Genomic DNA, 15,758 nt, shown 5'->3' with positions numbered 1-15,758 from the left:
AGAATTTCAAAAGAAGAAGGTTTTTTAAGATGATATATTTTGATAACAGTGCAACAACACCGATTTATCCTCAAGCGTTAGATACATATATAAAAGTAAGTCAACGTATTATTGGTAATCCGTCTAGTTTACATGACTTGGGAAATCAGGCGAATCGTTTGTTAGAACAAGCGCGTAAGCAAATAGCAGACTTGATTCAAGTGAAGCCAAGCGAGATTTTCTTTACAAGTGGCGGAACAGAAGGTGATAATTGGGTTTTAAAAGGAACAGCTTTAGAAAAAAAATCTTTTGGTCGTCATATTATTATTTCGAATATTGAACATCCAGCTGTTTCTGAAACAGCAAGACAACTTGCAGAAAATGGATTCGAGCTTTCAATCGCTCCTGTTGATGAACGTGGCTTTGTAATAGTCGATGAATTAGCGAAACTAATTCGCAAGGATACGATTCTCGTTTCGATCATGGCAGTCAATAATGAAATAGGATCGATCCAACCCATCCAAGCAATTAGTGACTGTTTAGCAAATTATCCAACGATTCATTTTCATGTGGATGCGGTTCAGGCAATTAGTAAAGTTAGTCAGGAACAATGGCTAACACCGCGTGTAGATTTCGCGACTTTTTCTGCTCATAAGTTTCATGGTCCTAGAGGTGTAGGGTTTATTTATTGGAAACATGGTCGTAAGCTTGCGCCGTTATTAACGGGTGGAGGTCAAGAAAATGATCAAAGAAGCGGAACTGAAAATGTTGCGGGTATTGTTTCTATGGCTAAAGCTTTGCGTTTGTATACAGACAAGAAAACTGAAAAACCAGACCACACTTCAACTATCCGTCGTTATTTGATTGAGGCATTGCAGGAATATTCGAATGTTACAGTATTTTCAAAAGAAACAGCGGACTTTGCACCGCATATTTTATGTTTTGCTTTAAAAGGAATCCGTGGAGAAGTACTTGTACATGCGTTAGAAGAAAAACAAATCTACACATCAACGACTAGCGCCTGTTCCAGTCGAAAAAAAATGGCTAGCAGCACGTTACATGCCATGAAAGTCCCTGACTCTTTAGCGACATCGGCCATCCGTGTCAGTTTGGATGAAAGCAATACGATTGCAGAAGCAGAACAGTTTATGATTATTTTTAATCAACTATATAAAAAATTCTTGGTGTTAAACGGCTAAGAGAATCAAAAAAATCAAGCTTTACAGAAAAGGATTGAAAACTTGTGAAATATACTGAAATCATGGTTCGCTACGGCGAACTTTCAACTAAAGGAAAAAATAGAAAATTATTTATCTCCCAACTAGCACAAAATGTCAAAAGAGTACTTGGTGATTTTCCAGCTGTCAAAATCCATGCTGACCGAGATCGGATGCACCTAATATTAAATGGTGAAGACAGCACACAAATCTTACCTAAGTTAGAAAAAGTCTTCGGTATTCAAAACTTTTCGCCAAGCGTTCGTGTAGAAAAAACAATGCCGGCAATTCGTGCAATGGTTCAAACGATCATCAAATCTGCTTATCAGCCAGGACAAACATTTAAAATCACCTCTAAACGTTCTGATCATAGTTTTGAATTGGATACAAATGAATTAAACCGAGAACTTGGCGGTGCCGTTTTTGAGCTTTTCCCAGAAATAGCTGTACAAATGAAAAAGCCGGATATCAATATTCGTGTAGAAATCCGCAAAGAAGGTGCTTATCTTTCATATGAAACGATTCGTGGTGCTGGTGGATTACCTGTCGGAACGAGTGGCCGTGGTATGCTGATGCTTTCTGGTGGGATCGATTCACCTGTTGCAGGGTACTTGTCAATGAAACGCGGTGTGGAAGTTGAAGCTGTTCATTTTGCCAGCCCGCCATATACAAGCGAGCAAGCACTACAAAAGGCTAAAGACTTAGCTGCAAAAATTGCACCATATGCTGGTAGTATTCAATTTATTGAAGTACCCTTCACTGAAATCCAAGAAGAAATCAAACGAGTGGTACCAGAAGGTTATTTAATGACGGTAACACGCCGAATGATGTTGCGTTTGACTGATGCGATACGTGTTCAACGAAAAGGATTAGTCATCATTAATGGAGAATCATTGGGTCAAGTTGCATCACAAACCTTGCAGAGTATGGTAGCAATCAATGAAGTTACTACAACACCGATTATTCGTCCAGTTGTATCGATGGATAAAGGTGAAATCATCGAAATTGCTGAAAAAATTGATACTTTTGAGCTAGCGATTCAACCATTTGAAGATTGCTGTACGATTTTTGCGCCACCTCAACCAAAAACGAGACCGAAATTAGATAAAGCACAAGCCTATGAAGCCAGATTAGATATAGAAGGATTGATGGCACGGTCAATGGCTGGTTTAAAAGTTAGTGAAATAACTGAATTAAGTGAACAAAACGAAGAATTTTCTGATTTACTCTAAAAGTTGAAAGAACAGACTTGATACCGCTATCGAATCTGTTCTTTTTATTAGTTTTTTCTAATACCTCCCTTTTTTTTCACAAACAAGTTGCCCACAACATACAAGCATGCTAAACTATATATATGTGAAATTAGTAACAAGGAGGGGAAATATGAAAGAATTACATAAAGAAAAAACAATGCCCAAAGCTACAGCTAAGCGGTTGCCATTGTACTTACGTTATTTAAAAATGCTAGGAGATTCTGGTGTAACACGAATCAAGTCAAAAGAATTTAGTGACGTGATCCAAGTGCCTCCAGCAACGATTCGTCGTGATTTTTCTCACTTAGGTGAATTGGGACGCAGTGGTTATGGCTATGATGTACCTTACTTGATTGAAGTTTTTAGCCAAATTTTAAATACGCAAGAAGAAAAACGAATTGCATTGATTGGTTGTGGCAATTTAGGGAAAGCGTTGGTTAAAAATAATTTCCGTAGAAACGAGAACTTGAATATTGTTTGTGCATTTGATGCGGAAGAAGCACTTGTAGGATTATCGGTTGATGACATCATGATCCAACCAATGGAAAATTTAGCGGAAGAAGTTAAAAAAACAGGTGTCACGGTTGCGATTTCCACAGTACCTAGCCAATTTGCACAAGAAGCCATTGATAAAATCGTTGATGCTGGAATTACAGCGATTTTGAATTTCGCGCCTGATCGTGTAACAGTACCTAACGATGTCAATGTGCAATATATTGATTTAACGACAGAACTGCAAACATTGATTTATTTTGACGAAACTTTTTCAAGTAAAAAAGCATAGAAAGCAAGAACTTTGTCATCTCTTCCTCCTTCCTCTATACTAAATAGAGAAAGATCATTTTAACTTGCTGAGCTTTTGAAGCTTAAATATCAAGCTTTGTGAGGCAGCAGCTCATTCAGCTTTTAAATTAGGAGGAGAAAAATAATGATAGTAACAAAAAAAGGCGAAGAAGTAGAAATAATTGGTGTACAACCTGAGGTAGGAACCAAAGCACCAGATTTTTCATTAAAAAATTTAAACGATGAAGTAGTAAACCTAGCAGATTTTGCTGGTACTCCAGTCTTAATCAGTGTTGTCCCTGATATCGATACTAGGATCTGTTCGTTACAAACAAAACGTTTTAACCAAGAAGCGGCGAACGTCGAAGGGGTAAAGTTCATTACGATTTCTAATAACACAAAAGAAGAACAAGCAAATTGGTGTGCAGCTGAGGGTGTCGATATGGAAATTTTACATGATACTGAAGGTAAATTTGGTGAAGTATACGGTTTATTTATTCCTGCAATGGGACGTTTGGCTCGTGGCATTTTTGTGATCAATAAAGAAGGTAATATTGTTTACGAAGCGATTTCTACAGAAATTGCGGAAGAACCAGATTATGCTACTGCGCTAGAACAAGCAAAAGCAGCACGTTAATCTTTTTCAAATTGACTTCTATTCAACTTCAATGTTAAAATGTAACAAAGACTGTGAACAAGAGGAGTACTACTGGCATCGTTATAGAGAGAAAATCGTTTGGTGGAAGATTTTCACATAACCAGTAAGAAGGTAGCTTGGGAGTCGATGATTTGAATGTAGTAGAATGATTCGAGTAGTGATCGTTACCTCACGAATGAGCGGTGTTTGGACAGTCAGACACAATTTAGGTGGTACCGCGTATAACGTCTATACGCCCTAAAATACGAAAGTATTTTAGGGCTTTTTTATGTGCATCACGACTATAATTTGAATTAAAAACAGAAAGAAGGAACTTGTATGTCAGAAGAAAAAAATCTACCGACAAAGTACCAGCCCACTGAAGTGGAGCAGGGTCGTTATCAAAAATGGCTAGATCAAGATTTATTCAAACCAAATGGCAATAAAGAAGCAAAACCTTATTCAATCGTAATACCACCACCAAACGTTACTGGTAAACTCCATTTAGGTCATGCTTGGGACACGACTTTACAAGATATGATCATCCGTCAAAAAAGAATGCAAGGTTTTGACACATTGTGGCTGCCGGGAATGGACCATGCTGGTATTGCAACTCAAGCAAAAGTAGAAGAAAAATTAGCAGAACAAGATATTTCTCGTTACGATTTAGGTCGTGAAAAATTTGTTGAGCAAGTGTGGGATTGGAAAGAAGAATATGCTTCTCATATCCGTGAACAATGGGCGAAAATGGGTTTGTCTTTAGATTATAGCCGGGAACGTTTTACCTTAGATGAAGGCTTGTCTGAAGCTGTTCGCAAAGTCTTTGTTTCATTATATGAAAAAGACCTAATTTATCGTGGCGAATACATCATCAACTGGGATCCAAAAGCAAAAACAGCTTTATCTGATATTGAAGTTATCCACAAAGATATCGAAGGCGCGTTTTATCATATGAGTTATCCACTGACTGATGGAACAGGCGTTGTGGAAATTGCAACGACTCGTCCTGAAACAATGTTGGGAGATACAGCGATCGCGGTTCACCCTGATGATGAGCGTTACCAAGCGTTGATCGGTAAAACAGTCACATTACCTTTAGTAGATAAAGAAATCCCGATCATTGCCGATGAGTATGTGGATATGGAATTTGGGACAGGGGTAGTAAAAATCACGCCAGCTCATGACCCCAATGACTTTGAAGTAGGTAACCGTCACGATTTACCTCGCGTAAATGTAATGAATGAAGATGGTTCTATGAACGACTTAGCTGGAAAATACGCAGGCATGGATCGTTTCGCTGCACGTAAATTGATTGTTTCTGATCTAAAAGAAATGGGTCGTTTAATTAAAATCGAAACAATGAATCATAGCGTTGGACATTCAGAACGGACAGGTGTCGTTGTTGAACCTCGTTTGTCTACACAATGGTTCGTTAAAATGGCCCCCCTTGCTGAAAAAGCCATCAAAAATCAAGAAACAGACGATGCAGTAGAATTTTATCCACCACGTTTTAACCAAACCTTCTTACGTTGGATGGAAAATGTTCATGACTGGGTAATTTCGCGTCAATTATGGTGGGGACATCAAATTCCTGCTTGGTATCATAAAGAAACGGGTGAAATGTATGTTGGCATGGAAGCACCAGCTGATGCAGAAAATTGGACACAAGATTCTGATGTACTAGATACATGGTTCAGTTCAGCGCTATGGCCATTTTCAACAATGGGTTGGCCAGATGAGGAAGCAGCTGATTATCAGCGTTATTTCCCAACAAGTACATTAGTGACAGGCTACGATATTATCTTCTTCTGGGTTAGCCGCATGATGTTCCAAAGTTTAGAGTTTACTGAAAAAGCACCGTTTAAAAATGTTTTGATGCATGGTTTGATCAGAGCAGAAGACGGACGTAAAATGAGTAAATCACTAGGTAACGGAATCGATCCAATGGAAGTGATCGATAAATATGGGGCAGATGCTTTGCGCTGGTTTATGTCAAATGGTTCAACACCAGGTCAAGATATGCGTTTCAGCTATGAAAAAATGGATGCATCTTGGAACTTTATCAATAAAATCTGGAATGCTAGTCGTTTTGTAATCATGAATGTTGAAGGAATGTCTTATGAAGATATTGACTTTAGTGGTGAAAAAACTGTAGCAGATCGATGGATATTAACGCGTCTAAATGAAACAGTTGCTCGTGTTACTGATTTATTTGACCGTTTTGAATTTGGTGAAGCTGGTCGTCAGTTATACAATTTCATCTGGGATGATTTCTGTGACTGGTATATTGAAATGAGCAAAGAAATTCTTTACGGAGAAAATGAATCTGCAAAACAAACAACACGCAGCATTTTAGTGTACACACTAGACCAAATTTTACGTCTATTACACCCAATCATGCCGTTTGTGACAGAGGAAATCTGGGAAAATATTCCGCATGAAGGGGTATCTCTTGTGGTTGCGGATTACCCAGTTGTCCATGAAGAATTTTCAGATGAAACAGCCGCTCGCGGTATGGAAGTCTTAAAAGAGGTGATTCGCGCGGTGCGTAATATTCGTGCAGAAGTGAATACACCACTGTCAAAACCAATCACATTATTGATCAAAACAAGTGATGAAACGATTGATAAATTCTTGATCGAAAATACAAATTACATCGAGCGTTTCTGTAATCCAGAAGAGTTGACGATCGCAAGTGACATTATTGCACCAGAATTAGCGATGTCAGCGGTTCTAACAGGAGCTGAACTATACTTGCCATTAGCTGGTTTGATCAACGTGGAAGAAGAAATAGCCCGTTTAGAGAAAGAGTTAGATAAATGGACGCAAGAAGTCAAACGTGTTCAAGGGAAATTAGCGAATGAACGCTTTGTTTCTAACGCACCGGATGATGTTGTGGAAGCTGAAAAAGCAAAAGAAAAAGATTATTTAGAAAAACAAGTGGTTGTGAAAGAACGAATTGCGCAACTTCGTACAGTGAATTAAGAAATAAAAAAAAGGAACAATAATCAGGTAAGAATTTGATTATTGTTCCTTTTTTTTATAGTCATTATTAATTTAATCACATTATTTCTGAAGTTAATTAATTACTTTAATTGGTTACTGTAACAGCGAATCGCTTAATCTCAATTCCTGAATCATTTAAAACAGCCACTTGCACTCTATCTTTAGGTGATAAAATAGCCATCCCTAATAAGCTAAATGTGCCATCTTCAGCCACTTTAACGGTTTGTTGTCTTCTACCGTTCACATATAAACGAACATTTTTGGCAGATTTTCCAGTCACTTTTCCAGTAACATATGGATCATCTACTTTATATGGAGATAGAGCCATTTCTATCACAGGTTCTTGAATCGCGACTTCTTTCCGAGTAATTTCATCGTCATAACGATAACCAACGATATTTACTTCATCATCTGCATATTCAATCAACCCTTCTACATCAAAACTAAACTGTCTTGTTGAGGATAACGGTTTACGTTCTACTTCCTCACCATTAATTAGTAAGGCTACATGGGTATGGAAATAATCGGTTTGTCCAGTAACAGTCGACTCTTCGTATAAAGTGTAGGGATTCACGGTTAAGTTGTAGGATTTTTCCTCGATAGTTACACTAGTTCGGTCTAGTTCTTTATTTTTTCGGTCTAATGCAATGGCTTCCACTTTATCCGTTACTTTGGTGATCATTCCTTTTGTATCTAGCTCGAAACTGCCATCGCTGAATATCATCGATGTAGTAATTACTTCACCATTTACGACTAATTGAACTTTTTTAGCAGATGAACTAGGATCTATGCTTCCCGTTACATAGCTATCAATTCCTAAGTAGAACGGATCAATCAATAATGAACTTGGTTCCACAATAGCAACAGTACTGGTCGCTTTTAAGCCGCCATCTGAGGTTGTCGCAGTAATAAAAGCCGTTCCTTTTTTTAGAGCTGTTATAACACCATCTTCAGATACTGTCGCTATAGCATTGTCAGACGAGGTATAACTGACTTTTTTATTACTTGCGGTATCAGGTATAATTTTAGATTGTACTGTTGTTTTTTCAGATACTGCTAATTCTATGGTAGGAGGAGTGAGTTCAATTCCTGTTACTTTTGTGTTATCTTCAACTTTTTCACGAACGTATTTTCCAGTTTTCGTACCGTCGTAGTTTGTCATAAAATCTTCACTGCTAGAATAACTATTTTGTGTGTCAGGGGAGACTAATGTCCAGTTTCCAGTATATGGATCATCATTTTTCTCTGGAAGATTAGAATTTTTTAATAGAGTATGTTCTCCTAAAATTAAAGTGTCTATTGAGCTTTGACTAAACATATTACTCAAAGTCCTTACGTTACGAGTATCCCACTGACTCAAATCTAATGTAGTAAAACGGGTATTAAAAAATATATACGACATATTAGTTACATTAGTAATATTCCATTTGCTTACATCTATTGCTGTTAGACTTAATGTGGCAGCGAACAATGTCTCCATATTGGTTACATTACTAGTATCCCATTTGCTCACGTCTATTGCTGTCAGCTTTGATGCTCCCTGAAACAATGCCCTCATATCGGTTACGTTTTTAGTATTCCATATACTCACATCTATTGTTGTTAGATTTGGTGTGTTAACAAACATTGCCGCCATATTGGTTACGTTCGTAGTGTTCCATTTACTCACATCTATTGTTGTTAGATTTGTGAAAGCAAATAGTACTGACATATTGGTTACGTTACTAGTATCCCATTTACTTACATCAAGTTCCGTTAAACTACTTGCACCATTAAACATGCACTCCATCCTAGTTACGTTACCAGTATTCCATTTACTCACATCGAGTGTGCTTAACTCACTAGCAACCTCAAACATATTCGCCATATTGGTTACGTTACTAGTATTCCATATACTCACATCTATTGTTGTTAGCTTTGATGCGTTAGCAAACATTCTATACATATCGGTTACGTTACTAGTATTCCATTTCCCCACATCTATTGTTGTTAGCTTTGATGCGTTAGCAAACATTTCATTCATATCGGTTACGTTACGAGTGTCCCATTTGCTCACATTGAGTGTGCTAAGATCTCTAGCATACTCGAACATACTCGACATATTCGTTACGTTACGAGTGTCCCACTGATTTAAATCAAGGGTTGTCAAAGCCGACCAAAGAAACATACTCGACATATTCGTTACGTTACTAGTATTCCAATTACTCAGATCTATATCTCTCATATAATTTGTATATAAAAACAAACCAGCCATATTGCTCACTTTACTAGTATCCCATTTATTTACATCAAGTTTTCTGAGACGTAACGCCTCCCTAAACATATAAGACATATCAGTTACTTGACTAGTGTCCCAATTATTCAGATCTAATTCTTTTAAAAAGTGTGCACTTTTAAATAAATTATTCATATCAGTTACATTACTGGTATCTAATAATTCTTCGCCATCAATAGAATTTAAGTAGTATAACCATGAGAATAAATAACTAGAATTTTTATTGGCTATAACAGGTTTCGTGAAAACTATCTTTTTAATATATATGGATTTTGGAAGCGATTTTTCAATGATGCTGTGAATACTTGATGACTCATCTGTATTGGGAAATTCTCCCTCTCCAAAAACAAGTGTTTCTGTTTCTATTTCCAAAGTCCATGGAACTGTTCCAAAGGTTCCTGTCACTGTTTCTTTGTCTTCCTCAGTAATAGTTTTCGTACCTTTTTCAGTAGATTGCCCTGCGTCTTTTGTTTCGATAGTGCTTTCTTCGGTTGTTGTTTTTACAACTGCTTCTGAGACATCTGTAGATTCTTTTACTTCACTAGAATCAATGGATGGTATAGGTTCCCTTTGTTCATTTGCTAAAACTGTAGGAGATTGTAAACCAACGAATCCAATCAATACTATTACCATCAAACCTTTAATCACGTCATTCTTTTTCATAATTTCTCCTTTTGAATCGTTCTACTTCTTCTTAAAACCTAAATTTGTTAATTGTTTTTCATTTTCTTTTACACTTGCTGAATCCAAATTCTCTTTGGGTAAAGAGATCAACGGTAAAGTTTCTGCATCGTCTGTAGAAATTTCCTTTAAGTCGATTTCAATTGTTTCCACGGCTTCTTTTTCTCTAAAATCGACAGAATAGTGAATGCCTTTTTTATTGGTAAAAAGTTCTTTGCTTGGTTCTAATAGTTTCTCTGCTTTGGCTTTTGTTTTTACGCCAATTGTTTTGTATTGGATCGTTGTTTTGATAGTTTGTTTTAGCAATGTATCTTCTTTATAACTATTTTGAATCGAGACATTTTCATCGTCATCTTTCAGTGTATACGTAGAGATTTGTTCCTTAGCACTGCAAGCAGACATGAATAATAAAGATAAAAGACTTGTACCAACAACCTTATAAAATTTTTTCATCTGTTCACCTCCTTATAAAGATATAATATATACCGATGGTAAATTCGATATATATATATAATTATTTTATCACATTATGTATTATATTTTGTTTTTAAGTAAATTAATTTCGTATATAATATTTAAATTATTAATTGGTGTTTAATTATCATTGTATTCAAAATTTAGCAGGAGAAAAATAGATAAAAATTTTGTTTTATTATTTTTTCTTAGATATAAGGAGATGATTCTTAGAGACTATGTGAACGATACTGGGAAGTGTCCTGATATCGTTTTTTCTATTCTACAAATTTAAGCAAAAAAGGTTATATCAAATTAAAAGAAAAAGGCACTTCACCACTTGGCGACAATCTAATGATGAGGCCTTGCCCACCTATATACAAGTTGCCAATCAACAGCACACAAGCATAGCTCTTTTGGTTGTACCTAATTTTACTGGAATTTTCTAATCTGTCTGAAAACTTTTGGGTAGGATTTTACATTTTATAGAGGGATTGAGCTTTTCTAAGGGGGAAATTGGGTCAAGAGAAAAAATAAAAATCTAAAAAACAAGTACGATTTTGATAATTAACATCAAAATCGTACTTGCTTTTATATCTGTATTTAATTAATCAAAAATCGATTAAAAAAGAATAACAATATATATCCATACGTCGCAACGGACCAAAATTTAAAGAGAAATAAAATCTTCATATATTCCTTAAATGGCAAATCAGCTAAGCCTGCGACTAAACAAGTCAAATCATCGGGGGCAAAAGGAACCAACAACGTAACAATCATCAATTTCTTAATACCCTTTTCAGGTCGGTCTAACATCTTTTCGAAGGATAAGTACTTTTTTTTCGAAAGAATAAGCTGTGCAAAAGGCTTACCATAATATCGTGCCAACCAATAAACAATGATATCTCCTATCATTAAACCGATATAGCTATAGACTAAACCTTGAAGACTACCAAACATTAACATGCCAACAACCGTCGAAATACCTCCAGGAAGGATCGGTACAATTACTTGGATCATTTGTAAAAAGATAAAGATCAACACAGCATATTCACCAAATTGCTTCATAAAATCTTGTAAAGAATGAACCGAATGGAAAATACCTTTGTAATAACCGTATATAATTAAACCAGTAAAACAAACAATTCCTATAATAGGTAGCAAGTAAATAATCTGATGGATAATTTTTTTCCCCATGGCTGTCGTTTCCCCTCATAATCATTTTAAATTCTTTTCTTAACTCTTTTTAATAATTGATAAAATAATACCCCCAAAAGAACAGAAATGCTAATCAAAACTCCCACAATGAAATTTCGTTGCTGGTAATGCATCGTAATTTCGTGACTTCCAGACGTTAATTCAATTCCTGTAAAATTACCTAGAACTGACTTAGCTTTGACTTTTTTTCCATCGACTGTGATCTGCCAATTTTTATCATATGGAATCGCTAAGTAAAGTAATGAATTTTCTGGATCTGTTACGGTGATTTTTCCGGTCAATGTACCTGAGACTTCTTCTTCAAGCTGAATTGCTTGTGACTTTTGTTTGGTAATAAATGAATGAAAGGTTTCTTGCTGCAATGTTTTTAATTCAATATTTTTGTCCTCAAGCTCATTTTCGGACTCAAGCTGTAGCTGAACGACGTCATCTTTTTTGAAGTAGCCAAGATTAAATAATTGATTTGTTGCAATATAAACTGCAGGCTGGATTTTTTCTCCATTTACTTTAAATGAAGTGATTTTTTTCCAGTCGATTTCTGGTGCATAAAGATGAAGTTCGCCATCTGTGGTTGTTTTTGTATTGAGTGTGTAGTGATGATCAGCTTGCTCTGACCAAGCTATTTTTTGTGTTTCTTGAAAATAAGCTTGGTTATTTTTTTGGATCTGCTGTAAAATCATTTCCTGATTTTTTAGAGGCTGATTTTCAGCTAATTTAAGATCAGCAAATGCTTGTGGAACTAAAAAGCCCATACCGATTGCCTCTTCATTTTCATAAACATTTGTTGAGGGATCACTTGAAATATTTTTCTGGTAAAATTTAAGCTCAGGAGTTAATTGATAGTTCACATTTAATAGTAAGTTGATCACTTTTGACTCATCAACATAAGCAATTCTGCGATCATTTTTTTGATATAAGCCTAAAGCATTCAAGGTATCCTGGGTCTTAGCATCCAGCGTAGAGGTATAGCTGGAAACGCCAGCATAGCCATACAGAATCGGATTATTGTAACCATTGTTTTTCTCGTTATAACCTGCAGCATCGGAATCAATCGTTTGTTTTATTCGGAATAAATGAGGATGCTCGTTTTGTAAATCAGAAATGATTTCATCTTGAATCTGATAGGTTTGCGCAAATTTTTCTTGATTTCCAAATGGAATATCCTTAAAGCTGATCCAAAAATTAAAGATTAATTCAGCGCAAACAACTAAGAATAAGAACAGGTAGAGACCGTTCTTTTTTGCTCCATGCATTTTTTGAATCAAGACTACCAACCCAAAGGTCAACCAAATGCTAACTAGACTGATAACAACATAATAATCGGACAATAAAAAGATTTTCTCTTTTGAAAATTTTAAAGCAATATAACCAAAAAGCAACAATCCAGAAAAAATACTAGGAACAACAACTTTTAATTTTGCCCCTTCCTTTAATTTCAGAAAGGCTTCATACGCAAATTTTATCATCAAAAAACTAAAGATAAATGTATTTCTATACGGAAATCCCGCAGGACTTTGAAACATATGCCAAATCGTATTGACAAGTTCCAACCAGAAACTCAAGAAAATAAATCCAACTAAAAACGCAGCACCAATTTTCTCCTTTTTTGAAATAGCCGATAGTTGAAAATAAGCGATAAAAAACAAGACCATCAAGATACCAGAAAAAATCGTCGGCAAATGTTCTAAACGCCATTCAAAATTAACACTACCAAGACCTAATTGGGAAAGAAAATTAAAGCCAAAATTAGGTGTGGGTAAAAAAGTTTGCCACTCAAAATTAGTCTTTTTTGTCGCCAACATTCCTTCTACAGCAGGAATCAAAATGAAACTGGTGCTAATTCCTGTTAGAAAAGACGTGACAAAAAACAAACGACCATTCTTAATAAATAGCCAAATCGATTTCTTTTCAGCTGACTCTGTTTTTTGATAATACCAATAAAGACTGTAGCACACAGCAAAAATACAGAGCATATAGCCCATATAATAATTTGTTACGATAGCCAAAAATAAGGCCGCTGAATAAAGAACATATTTCTTGTGATCCCATAACCGCTGAATTCCTAATACCAGTAAAGGAAGTAAAATCAATGCGTCCAACCACATAAAATTCAAACAATAGACCGTCACAAAACCACATAAGCTATAAGACGTTGAAAAAAGCAATGTTGAAATAGTTGATTGACGATATGTTTTTTGAAGATAATAAAACATTGAACTGCCCATGAGGGAAATTTTTAGCGTAATAATCAATAATATAGCGATTGGCAACTGCTCATAAGAGAACAGCAAGACTAAAATATTGAACGGACTTAATAAATAATAAGCACTTAAGGGTAAAATAGTTCCACCGAGTGCATCAGAAAATGAATACAAGGAATCAGTCTTTCCTTGGAAAAACTGCTTAAACGCACTTAAAAATGGCATATATTGCGTCCCTAAATCACTAACCAAGAGATTGTTATTTCCAAACGGTGCTAAACCTAAAATCGACCAAAGTATGATTAATAATAAGAAAGGAAGAAAAAAACTTCCACTGACTAATAATTTTTTTTTCGTTTTTGACATAGTATACTGCTCCTCTATTCTAATAATTTGTAACTGTTTTAGGATAAAGGTTCAATCAACCCTGAAAAATCAAGCGAACTACCTACAACAATATTATTTTTGAAACTCGTTATTTATAAAACAAACGTGATTAGATTTCTCTCTAAGATTCTAGTCTATCATGGGATTAGGTCTTGATGCAAAAGAATTTGTGTTCAGTTCATACATCGAGTCTTGTTTATTTTATCATAGTTGTTTTTATTTAAAAGTACGGAACCATTTGATTACTCTTTTTTTATGGAATCAATCATTTACAGAATTAAAGTCGTTAATTAGTGAAAAGCACTCCAGCTTTCGATATAATAGAGAATGAGGAGTTGATAAGATGTCGTTGACGATAGAAGAAGCAATCGATTGGATTCATAGTAGACTACCATTTGGATCTAGACCAGGTCTCGATCGAGTGGAAGCATTATTGAAAAGAGTCGGTAATCCAGAAGAAAAAGTACCGACGATCCACATTGCAGGCACAAATGGGAAAGGCTCTACAGTAACATATTTACGCTGTATGTTAGAAGAATTAGGACTCACTGTGGGAACTTTTACTTCTCCGTATATCGAGCACTTTAATGAACGAATTGCCATTAACGGACATGGGATTTCAGACAATCATATCATCCAATATGTGGAAAAATATCAAGAGTTGATCAAAGACATGGATCAGCAGCCGGAAAGTGCTGGAATCACTGAATTTGAAACATTGACGGTTATGGCCCTTGATTACTTTCTAGATGAACAAGTAGATATTGCCATTGTCGAAGTTGGACTTGGTGGGTTATTAGACAGTACTAATGTAGTGAAACCAATGCTAACGGCAATCACTACGATCGGAAAAGACCATACAGAAATTTTAGGCGATACGCTTGAAAAAATTGCTTTCCAAAAAGCTGGGATCATTAAAGAGGGAATACCTGTTGTGACCGGCAATATTGAAGAAGAAGCGTTTGTTGTGATCAATGAAGTCGCCGCAGTAAAACACAGTAGAGTGTATCGTTATGAAAAAGACTACAAAGCAGAATACCGACATCCAGATAAAAATTGGGGGGAGATCTTTGATTTTTATGGTGAATCAGGCAAATTGCCTAAAGTCAAAGTGCCTTTATTAGGTCGTCATCAAGTAGAAAATGCGGCCGTTTCGATTCAGCTATTTTATCTCTATTGCGAAATGCAGCAAATCAATTTTACAGATAGAGATGTTTATCAAGGGTTGGCTCAGGCTCAGTGGCCAGCTCGAATGGAAAAAATCAGTGATGAACCATTGATTATTTTAGACGGTGCACACAATGACCATGCTATGCGCCGTTTAGCTGAAAATCTGAAAAAGGAATTTCCAAATCTGGATATCCATATTTTATTCTCAGCATTAGAGTCAAAAAATATCGATCAGATGATTGCAATATTAAGGAAAGTCCCTAATGTACATCTGTATTTGACTACCTTTGATTATCCTAGAGCGATCGATTTAACTAAAATGGAACATTTTGAAGATGATAAAACGGAGATCGTTTCCTTATGGCAATTTGGCTTAGGTGAGATTTTGGAAAAAATGTCGGCAGATGACTTGATGTTAGTAACGGGTTCACTTTATTTTGTTTCACAAGTTCGTGAATTGTTATTGAATATAGGATCTGGTGATGAGAGTTAGCCTCA

10 protein-coding genes and 1 other annotated feature are annotated in these 15,758 nt (G+C 35.8%); of the genes, 6 read left to right on the top strand and 4 right to left on the bottom strand.

The features are described from left to right. Window positions 1-29 precede the first annotated feature (29 nt). The 5 genes from BCR21_RS06440 (at window position 30) to BCR21_RS06420 (ending at window position 6,854) form a co-directional block, all read left to right on the top strand. On the top strand, window positions 30-1,178 hold the full coding sequence (locus BCR21_RS06440; protein ID WP_069645659.1) for a cysteine desulfurase family protein: 1,149 nt from the start codon (window positions 30-32) through the stop codon (window positions 1,176-1,178). A 44-nt stretch (window positions 1,179-1,222) separates the two neighbouring features. Beyond that, complete coding sequence (thiI, locus tag BCR21_RS06435; RefSeq protein ID WP_069645658.1) at window positions 1,223-2,428, top strand: tRNA uracil 4-sulfurtransferase ThiI; 1,206 nt, start codon at window positions 1,223-1,225, stop codon at window positions 2,426-2,428. A gap of 151 nt (window positions 2,429-2,579) precedes the next feature. Next, entirely contained in the window at window positions 2,580-3,233 is a 654-nt protein-coding gene (locus BCR21_RS06430) for a redox-sensing transcriptional repressor Rex (RefSeq protein WP_069645657.1), read from the top strand. Between the two features lie 144 nt (window positions 3,234-3,377). Further along, a complete protein-coding gene (gene tpx, locus BCR21_RS06425) occupies window positions 3,378-3,869 on the top strand; it encodes a thiol peroxidase (RefSeq protein WP_069645656.1) in 492 nt (163 codons plus the stop codon). A gap of 44 nt (window positions 3,870-3,913) precedes the next feature. Beyond that, window positions 3,914-4,133, top strand: a binding site (T-box leader). Between the two features lie 75 nt (window positions 4,134-4,208). Beyond that, window positions 4,209-6,854 carry a valine--tRNA ligase gene (locus tag BCR21_RS06420; protein WP_069645655.1) on the top strand — a complete coding sequence of 882 codons (2,646 nt, stop codon included), beginning with the start codon at window positions 4,209-4,211 and terminating at the stop codon, window positions 6,852-6,854. Between the two features lie 106 nt (window positions 6,855-6,960). On the opposite strand, the gene BCR21_RS06415 is transcribed toward BCR21_RS06420, so the two are convergent. From BCR21_RS06415 to BCR21_RS06400, 4 genes are all read right to left on the bottom strand, one after another. Next, complete coding sequence (locus tag BCR21_RS06415; protein ID WP_069645654.1) at window positions 6,961-9,813, bottom strand: BspA family leucine-rich repeat surface protein; 2,853 nt, start codon at window positions 9,811-9,813, stop codon at window positions 6,961-6,963. Between the two features lie 21 nt (window positions 9,814-9,834). After that, window positions 9,835-10,284 (bottom strand): DUF1307 domain-containing protein, encoded by a 450-nt coding sequence (locus BCR21_RS06410; RefSeq protein WP_069645653.1) that lies wholly within the window; start codon window positions 10,282-10,284, stop codon window positions 9,835-9,837. Between the two features lie 603 nt (window positions 10,285-10,887). Continuing rightward, the gene (locus BCR21_RS06405; RefSeq protein ID WP_069645652.1) at window positions 10,888-11,481 is read right to left on the bottom strand and encodes a TVP38/TMEM64 family protein; all 594 of its coding nucleotides are present in this window, start codon (window positions 11,479-11,481) and stop codon (window positions 10,888-10,890) included. A gap of 26 nt (window positions 11,482-11,507) precedes the next feature. Next, the gene (locus tag BCR21_RS06400) at window positions 11,508-14,069 is read right to left on the bottom strand and encodes a YfhO family protein (protein WP_069645651.1); all 2,562 of its coding nucleotides are present in this window, start codon (window positions 14,067-14,069) and stop codon (window positions 11,508-11,510) included. A gap of 364 nt (window positions 14,070-14,433) precedes the next feature. Here BCR21_RS06400 and BCR21_RS06395 point away from each other — a divergent pair, with 364 nt between their 5' ends. Continuing rightward, window positions 14,434-15,753 (top strand): bifunctional folylpolyglutamate synthase/dihydrofolate synthase, encoded by a 1,320-nt coding sequence (locus BCR21_RS06395; protein ID WP_069645650.1) that lies wholly within the window; start codon window positions 14,434-14,436, stop codon window positions 15,751-15,753. Window positions 15,754-15,758 lie beyond the last annotated feature (5 nt).

This window comes from Enterococcus ureasiticus (assembly GCF_001730285.1).
GTDB classification, from domain to species: Bacteria; Bacillota; Bacilli; order Lactobacillales; family Enterococcaceae; genus Enterococcus_L; species Enterococcus_L ureasiticus.
This window is presented reverse-complemented; position numbering and strand designations above follow the sequence as displayed.

Excerpts from the sequence above, each read along its gene's own strand:
- BCR21_RS06440 (WP_069645659.1), top strand. The coding sequence starts at position 30 with ATGATATATTTTGATAACAGTGCAACAACACCGATTTATCCTCAAGCG.
- BCR21_RS06430 (WP_069645657.1), top strand. The coding sequence starts at position 2,580 with ATGAAAGAATTACATAAAGAAAAAACAATGCCCAAAGCTACAGCTAAG.
- tpx (WP_069645656.1), top strand. The coding sequence starts at position 3,378 with ATGATAGTAACAAAAAAAGGCGAAGAAGTAGAAATAATTGGTGTACAA.
- BCR21_RS06420 (WP_069645655.1), top strand. The coding sequence starts at position 4,209 with ATGTCAGAAGAAAAAAATCTACCGACAAAGTACCAGCCCACTGAAGTG.
- BCR21_RS06415 (WP_069645654.1), bottom strand. The coding sequence starts at position 9,813 with ATGAAAAAGAATGACGTGATTAAAGGTTTGATGGTAATAGTATTGATT.
- BCR21_RS06410 (WP_069645653.1), bottom strand. The coding sequence starts at position 10,284 with ATGAAAAAATTTTATAAGGTTGTTGGTACAAGTCTTTTATCTTTATTA.
- BCR21_RS06405 (WP_069645652.1), bottom strand. The coding sequence starts at position 11,481 with ATGGGGAAAAAAATTATCCATCAGATTATTTACTTGCTACCTATTATA.
- BCR21_RS06400 (WP_069645651.1), bottom strand. The coding sequence starts at position 14,069 with ATGTCAAAAACGAAAAAAAAATTATTAGTCAGTGGAAGTTTTTTTCTT.
- BCR21_RS06395 (WP_069645650.1), top strand. The coding sequence starts at position 14,434 with ATGTCGTTGACGATAGAAGAAGCAATCGATTGGATTCATAGTAGACTA.